The organism is Rhodococcus sp. 05-2254-6 (assembly GCF_002258565.1).
GTDB lineage: Bacteria > Actinomycetota > Actinomycetes > Mycobacteriales > Mycobacteriaceae > Rhodococcoides.
Map to the genome: position 1 here is coordinate 1 of NZ_NOZF01000075.1, position 6,953 is coordinate 6,953.

General features: G+C 65.3%; 6 protein-coding genes. 4 read left to right on the forward strand and 2 right to left on the reverse strand.

Annotated elements, in window-relative coordinates; all coding sequences use genetic code 11:
* The 3 genes from CH256_RS09030 to CH256_RS09040 form a co-directional block, all read left to right on the forward strand.
* On the forward strand, positions 1-953 hold a 953-nt coding region (locus CH256_RS09030; RefSeq protein ID WP_094669394.1), incomplete at its 5' end, for a DUF885 domain-containing protein.
* A gap of 46 nt (positions 954-999) precedes the next feature.
* A complete protein-coding gene (gene glyA / locus CH256_RS09035) occupies positions 1,000-2,283 on the forward strand; it encodes a serine hydroxymethyltransferase (RefSeq protein ID WP_094669395.1) in 1,284 nt (427 codons plus the stop codon).
* Positions 2,284-2,814: 531 nt separating this feature from the next.
* Positions 2,815-4,140, forward strand: a complete 1,326-nt coding sequence (locus tag CH256_RS09040) for a PhoH family protein (RefSeq protein WP_170945933.1) — start codon at positions 2,815-2,817, stop codon at positions 4,138-4,140.
* Positions 4,141-4,226: 86 nt separating this feature from the next.
* On the opposite strand, the gene CH256_RS09045 is transcribed toward CH256_RS09040, so the two are convergent.
* Positions 4,227-4,634 carry a limonene-1,2-epoxide hydrolase family protein gene (locus CH256_RS09045; protein WP_179272048.1) on the reverse strand — a complete coding sequence of 136 codons (408 nt, stop codon included), beginning with the start codon at positions 4,632-4,634 and terminating at the stop codon, positions 4,227-4,229.
* Positions 4,631-6,223: a serine hydrolase gene (locus CH256_RS09050; protein WP_094641524.1), complete on the reverse strand. Its 1,593-nt coding sequence runs from the start codon at positions 6,221-6,223 to the stop codon at positions 4,631-4,633. Before CH256_RS09050 ends, CH256_RS09045 begins: the two co-directional genes overlap by 4 nt.
* A 129-nt stretch (positions 6,224-6,352) precedes the next feature.
* Between CH256_RS09050 and CH256_RS09055 the strand changes: the two genes are divergently transcribed.
* Positions 6,353-6,953, forward strand: a 601-nt coding sequence (locus CH256_RS09055) for an acyl-ACP desaturase (protein ID WP_094669396.1), incomplete at its 3' end; no start/stop codon positions are given.

Below are 6,953 nucleotides of genomic sequence, written 5' to 3' on the forward strand. Positions count from 1 at the left end.
GCTCGGCGCGCAAGTTCGCAGGCGAGGACATCGGCTTCGTCGACGAGGTCCACGCCTACTTCGACGTCCGAATCTCCGCCGGTGATCAGGACCAGTACCTGCAGGCACACCGCAAGATGGACGAGGTTCTCGCCGGTCCCGGGTCGCTCGGCGAACGGTTGATCGCGCATCGCCGTGCCGACGTCATTCCGGCCGACCGACTGCATGACTGCGTCGAGGCGTTCTCGTCCGCGCTGCGCGACCGCGTCCGCGGCGAATACACGCTGCCCGACACCGAGAAGGTCACCTACGAGGTCGTCGGCGACAAGCCGTGGTCCGGATTCAACTACTACCTCGGCGATTTCCAGTCCACCGTCGCCATCAACTCCGACATCGAGCAGCAGATGGCCAATCTGCCGCACCTGATCGCGCACGAGTCCTACCCGGGTCACCACACCGAACACTGTCGCAAGGAGACCGGACTGGTCGGTGCGGGCCAACTCGAGCAGACACTGTTCGTGGTGAACACCCCGCAGTGCCTGATGGCCGAGGGGTTGGCCGATCACGCGCTCGGTGCCGTCGTCGGCGAAGGCTGGGGCCTGTGGGCTCAGGAGATCTACGCCGATCTGGGGCTGCGATTCGACGGCGAGAAGGCCGAGCGTCTCGCGGCCGCGTCGAGCCGGCTGTTGGGGGTGCGGCAGGACGCCGCGTTGCTGCTGCACGATCAGCACAAGAGCGAGGACGACGTGGCCGCCTACCTGGAGCGATGGTCGTTGGCATCGCCGCAGCGCGCCCGGCACAGCCTGCGGTTTCTGTCCTCCCCGCTCTGGCGGGCGTACATCAGCACCTACGTCGAGGGTTACAAGCTGCTCGCCGGCTGGCTGGACCGAGGTGAGACGGCCAGTGAGCGCGCGCAACTGTTCGGCAGGCTGCTCGACGAGCCACTGACACCCGGTGCACTGCGCGTCTCGTAAACTGGCCTGGCCCCCTTTATTCTGCTGTCCCTTGGAGACTCCTGTTATGACTGACGTCAACAACCTGTCACTGGCCGAACTCGATCCCGAGGTCGCCGAAGCGATGGCCGGTGAGCTGGGGCGTCAGCGCGACACGCTGGAGATGATCGCCTCGGAGAACTTCGTTCCCCGCGCGGTGCTGCAGGCCCAGGGCAGCGTCCTGACCAACAAGTACGCCGAGGGCTACCCCGGCCGCCGTTACTACGGCGGCTGCGAGCACGTCGACATCGTCGAGGATCTCGCGCGCAACCGCGCCAAGGAACTCTTCGGTGCCGAGTTCGCGAACGTGCAGCCGCACGCCGGAGCGCAGGCCAACGCCGCGGTCCTGATGGCACTGATCAACCCGGGCGACAAGATCATGGGCCTCGACCTCGCGCACGGCGGCCACCTCACCCACGGCATGAAGCTCAACTTCTCGGGCAAGCTCTACGAGGTCGAGTCCTACGGGGTGTCGAAGGAAGACCACCGGATCGACATGGACGAGGTGCGCAAGCAGGCCATCGCCGCCAAGCCTCAGGTGCTCATCGCCGGCTGGTCGGCCTACCCGCGCCACCAGGACTTCGCCGCGTTCCGCTCCATCGCCGACGAAGTGGGCGCACTGCTCTGGGTCGACATGGCGCACTTCGCCGGACTCGTCGCCGCAGGCGTGCACCCCTCACCCGTGCCGTACGCGGACGTCGTCTCCTCCACCGTGCACAAGACCCTCGGCGGACCCCGCTCCGGCATCATCCTGGCCAAGAAGGAATGGGCCAAGAAGCTCAACTCCGCAGTGTTCCCCGGCCAGCAGGGCGGCCCGCTGATGCATGCCATCGCCGCCAAGGCCGTTGCGTTCAAGATCGCTGCGACGCCCGAGTTCAAGGAACGCCAGGAGCGCACCCTCCTCGGTGCATCGCTGCTCGCCGAGCGTCTCACCGGTGCCGACGTCGCAGACAAGGGTGTATCGGTCCTCACCGGCGGCACCGACGTGCACCTCGCACTGGTGGACCTGCGCAACTCGGAAATGGACGGCCAGCAGGCCGAGGATCTCCTGCACGAGGTCGGCATCACCGTCAACCGCAACGCAGTGCCCTTCGACCCGCGCCCGCCGATGGTCACCTCCGGTCTGCGCATCGGCACCGGCGCACTGGCAACTCGCGGATTCGGCGAAGCCGAGTTCACCGAGGTCGCAGACATCATCGCCACCGCCCTGGCCACCGGTGAAGCCAGCGATTCCCTCAAGGAGCGCGTCGTGAAGTTGGCACAGAGCAAGCCACTCTACGAGGGCCTCGAAGACTGGGGACTGCTCGGCTGACGCTGGGCTCTTCTGTAGATTCGCCCACCCGGTCCGCGTGCGCCCTCGCCCGCGTGCACCCTTGTTTGCGTCAATGGACCATTGCAGTGCTCAGACGTCTGCAGTGGTCCATCCACGCCGACGCTGATCTGCGTGAATGGACCGTTGCACCGCCCAGACGTATGCAGTGGTCCATTCACCCAACCTCGGTGGATCAATGTGGCTTTCAGTCGATCCGAGTGCAACGAAGTCGCATTGATTCACCCCGGGGGAGGGCACTTTCGGCACCGGTCGGCCGGCGACCTGGGGCGATGTCGACGTAACGCGTTGTTCACCGACACGCCAGACTTCCAGCGAGCCGATACCCGATTTCGGCGGTACCGTCGGCAGTAACAGGCAGCGGGGAAGCTACCTGTGCGGGAGGTTCTGATACGTGACTGAGCTAGTGAGCGCGAGAGGGCCGGTACCCGGTCCTCGTGTCACCTTACACATCGGACCCGACCGGCCGAGCGACAGAGTTTGCGCGGTGCCGCGCAGACGTAGGAGCCCCACGTGACCACTTCACGCTCCGTTTCCGCCCCTCTTCGGACATTCGTGCTCGACACCTCGGTCCTGCTGTCGGACCCCTGGGCAGTCATCCGATTCGCCGAGCACAATGTGGTACTCCCGCTGATCGTCATCAGCGAGTTGGAGGGCAAACGCCACCATCACGAACTGGGATGGTTCGCGCGGGAATCCTTGCGCATGCTCGACGACCTGCGCGTAGAATTCGGTCGACTCGACCAGCCGGTTCCCATCGGAACCTCCGGTGGCACACTGCAAGTCGAGCTCAATCACACCGATCCTTCGGTTCTTCCCGTCGGATTCCGCACCGACTCCAACGATTCTCGTATCCTCGCCTGCGCCCTGAATCTGGCGGCCGAGGGCAAGGACGTGGTGTTGGTCAGCAAAGACATTCCGTTGCGCGTCAAGGCCGGTGCTGTCGGTCTCCCCGCCGACGAATACCACGCTCACGACGTCGTTCCCTCCGGTTGGACCGGCATGACCGAGCTCGACGTACCGTCCGATGCGGTCGACACGCTGTTCAACGACGGTGTCATCGACCTGGCGGAGGCGCGAGACCTGCCGTGCCACACCGGAGTTCGACTGCTTGCCGGACGGCAGAGTGCGCTGGGGCGCGTCACGCCGGACAAGCAGATCCAACTCGTACGCGGTGAGCGTGAGGCGTTCGGTCTGCACGGTCGTTCGGCGGAACAGCGCGTGGCGCTGGATCTTCTGCTCGACGAGAGCATCGGCATCGTCTCGCTCGGCGGAAAGGCAGGCACCGGTAAGTCCGCTCTGGCGCTGACCGCCGGACTCGAGGCCGTTCTCGAACGTCGCTCGCATCGGAAAGTCGTTGTCTTCCGGCCTCTCTACGCCGTCGGCGGCCAGGAGCTCGGCTACCTCCCCGGTAGCGAGAGCGAGAAGATGGGCCCCTGGGGTCAGGCGGTATTCGACACCCTCGAAGGGCTCGCGAGCCCGGAGGTGATGGAGGAGGTCATCGCCCGCGGAATGCTGGAAGTGTTGCCGCTGACGCACATTCGTGGTCGATCGCTGCACGACTCCTTCGTCATCGTCGACGAGGCACAGTCACTCGAGCGCAACGTGCTGCTGACGGTTCTGTCCCGGCTGGGTTCGGGCTCACGCGTCGTACTCACCCACGACGTCGCTCAGCGAGACAACCTCCGCGTCGGACGTCACGACGGCGTTGCCGCAGTGATCGAAAAGCTCAAGGGACACCCACTTTTCGCGCACATCACCCTCACCCGCAGCGAGCGTTCACCGATCGCTGCACTGGTGACGGAAATGCTCGAAGAGTTCGGCCCGTCGGGAGCCTGACCCCCCTCGTGAGCGTGGAGCCTGCGGGTCGTTCCGCAGGCTCCACTCCTGCCTCGTAGCCCACTACGAGGTTTCGCTCACCTGGGTCACCGGCCCACGACGACCCGGAAGATGCCTCGCACAACGCCTTTCAGGAAGTCGACTGTGTCGAAGTAGTCCCGCCACACGGCTATTCTGCCGTCGCGCAGCTCGAAGGTTCCGCACACCGAGAACTCGATTCGGAGTCGCCGCCAGATCAGGACGTCGGTGCGCTCGGTGAGCACGACATTCCCGTCGGCCGCGATGTTGTGCACGATCACGTCGAAGCCGAACGCAGGTCTGGCCAGCATCGCCATGAACTTGCCCACGTTCGCGCGGCCGCGCACCTTGGGCAACCCGACGTTGTGCCAGACGATGCGGTTGTCGAGCAGAGACATCGCGCGATCGGTGTCTCGACTTCGCAACGCGTCGAACAGATCCAGCACGGTCTCGGTTGCCTGCTGTGTCTCGGTCATTTCGTGAACCGCCCCAATCCATCGCCGTCGAAGAACTCGAGCGTCAGCGTATTCGCGTCGAACGTCGCTTGGGAAATGGTTCCGTCGGGCGCGTTCTCGCCGGTCGGCTCGAACGTGAACGTGTCACCGTCCCAGGGCGACAACTCGTACGACGTCGAGTTCGGTCCGAGGGACAACAGCAGCTCACCGTTGACCTCCGCCACCGTCGCCGGCCCCCAGTAACTGTTCTGGTACACCCCGGTGTACGACGCGAGAGGTTGTGGCGCTGTGGGATTCGCGGGAGCGGTCTTGCCCGCGAGCTCGCCTTCCGGTTCGCTCATGCCGGCGAACGCATTCTTGTACAGCGTTCGCCAGTCCTCCCGCACCTCACCGAACTGAACGAGGTCTGCGAACTCGGCGGTCACCGTTTCGGCGATACCGAGGGGCGCGGCGTTGGTCAGTACGACGATGGCGACGTCGAGCGACGGAATCCACAGGAAGTTGGTGCCTGCCCCGAGCGCGAACGCTCCCGAGTGGCTCACCGTCGTGCGGCCGGCCGCACTGGTGGAGACGTTGAATCCGTACCCGTAGTAGCCGGAGCGTGAGTCCGGCGTCGCCGACGGGCTCGACACGATCTGCGCACTGACGGCGGGCAGGAGGGCGTCGGGATCTACGATCTCTCGTCCGTCGTGAGTACCGTCGGCCACGAGCATCGTCAGCCACTTCGCGAGATCGTTCACCGAGGAGCTGACGCCACCGGCCGGGGTCTGTGCATCGGGTTCCCGCTGATACTTCGCCTGATACTCGCCGTCGACGAGAACGTGAGGTACGGCCCGGTCGGCCCGCGCGATGTAGTCCGCGAACGACGAGCTGGTCGAGGTCATGCCGAGCGGGCCGTAGATCGTGTCCTGGCTGAGGGTGTCCCAGTCCTTGCCCGACGCCGCAGCGACGGCCTCGGCCGCGGCCGTGATTCCGAAGTTGGTGTAGTGGTACGTCGACCGGAACGGGTCGAGGGGCACCTCCCTGAGGCGTTCGAGAACCTGGCGCCGGTCGTAGCCGAGGTCCTCGAGCAGATCACCGGCATGCTCGGGAAGCCCGCTTCGGTGGGCGTAGAAGTCTCCGACCGTGATGTTCTCCGTCACCCAGGGATCGTCGAGCGCGAACCACGGCAGCTGCGAGACCACCGGCGTAGACCAGTCGACCACGCCCGCTCCCACCTGGGACGCGATGACCGTCGCACCGACCGATTTCGACAGCGAGGCCAACTGGAACACCGAGTCGCCGTCGACGGGGTCGTTCTCACCCACCTCGCGAACGCCGAAGCCCTTCGAGTAGACGACGTCCGAGCCGTGCACGACGGCAATGGCCATACCGGGAATGTTCGACGACGCCATCAACTCCTCGGCGATGCCGTCGAGCTTGCCGACCGCCTCGTCGACGCGGCCGGTCGGAACATCGACGCCTGCGACCTGACCGGGGGAGAGGTCGCTGGGCGGCGCGGGCTCCGATGTCGGCGGACTCTCGGCGGCGGGTGTGTCGTTCGAGCACCCGACCAGCACGACCATCGAGCACACGACAGCAAGACACAGAAAATTTCGCCCCGACCGCATCATGAGGAGTCCTCACTTCGATGACTGGATGCACCTGAGAATAGACCCGCAACGACCTGGCGTTAGGAGAATTCACAATGGTCAGGGGCACGGCGTCGGGCGCTCGGGCGTAGGCGCTACGGTTACCGCATGTCTACGAACCTGTCCGACGGTGATCTGCTGGTCCGTTTGGAGCCCGCGGTCGAAGAGAATTTACGACGCCACATCGAGGCAGCCAGCGACTGGCATCCCCACGATCTCGCGCCGTTCGACGAGGGCAAGAACTTCGCGTTCCTCGGCGGCGAGGACTGGACGCCGGAGCAGTCGCACCTCAGTGATGTCGAAATCCTGTCCGCAACGGTCGGCGTGTTGGTGGCCGACAACCTGCCCGCGTACCACCGTGAATTGGCTCACGCCCTCACCGGTCTCGGAGCCTGGTGGAAGTGGACCGGCCGATGGACGTCGGAGGAGAACCGACAGTCGATCGTGTTGCGCAACTTCCTGGTGCTGACCCGCGCTGTCGATCCGGTCGCCCTCGAGCGCGTTCGGATGGAGCACATGACGCTCGGATACGACGCCCCCAGCCAGCATCTGCTCGACATCCTCGCGCATTTCGCCATCGAGGAAGCCGCAGCCTCGCTGCGTAACCGCAACACCATCGCCCTCGGCAAGGATCCGGTGCTCGCCACCATCCTCGGCCGGATCGCCGACGACGACGCGCTGCAGTCGGCATTCTTCGCCAGCATCCTCG

What these genes read in the sequence shown, in the direction of transcription:
- glyA (WP_094669395.1), top strand. Translation starts at nt 1,000, where the DNA reads ATGACTGACGTCAACAACCTGTCACTGGCCGAACTCGATCCCGAGGTC.
- CH256_RS09045 (WP_179272048.1), bottom strand. Translation starts at nt 4,634, where the DNA reads ATGACCGAGACACAGCAGGCAACCGAGACCGTGCTGGATCTGTTCGAC.
- CH256_RS09050 (WP_094641524.1), bottom strand. Translation starts at nt 6,223, where the DNA reads ATGCGGTCGGGGCGAAATTTTCTGTGTCTTGCTGTCGTGTGCTCGATG.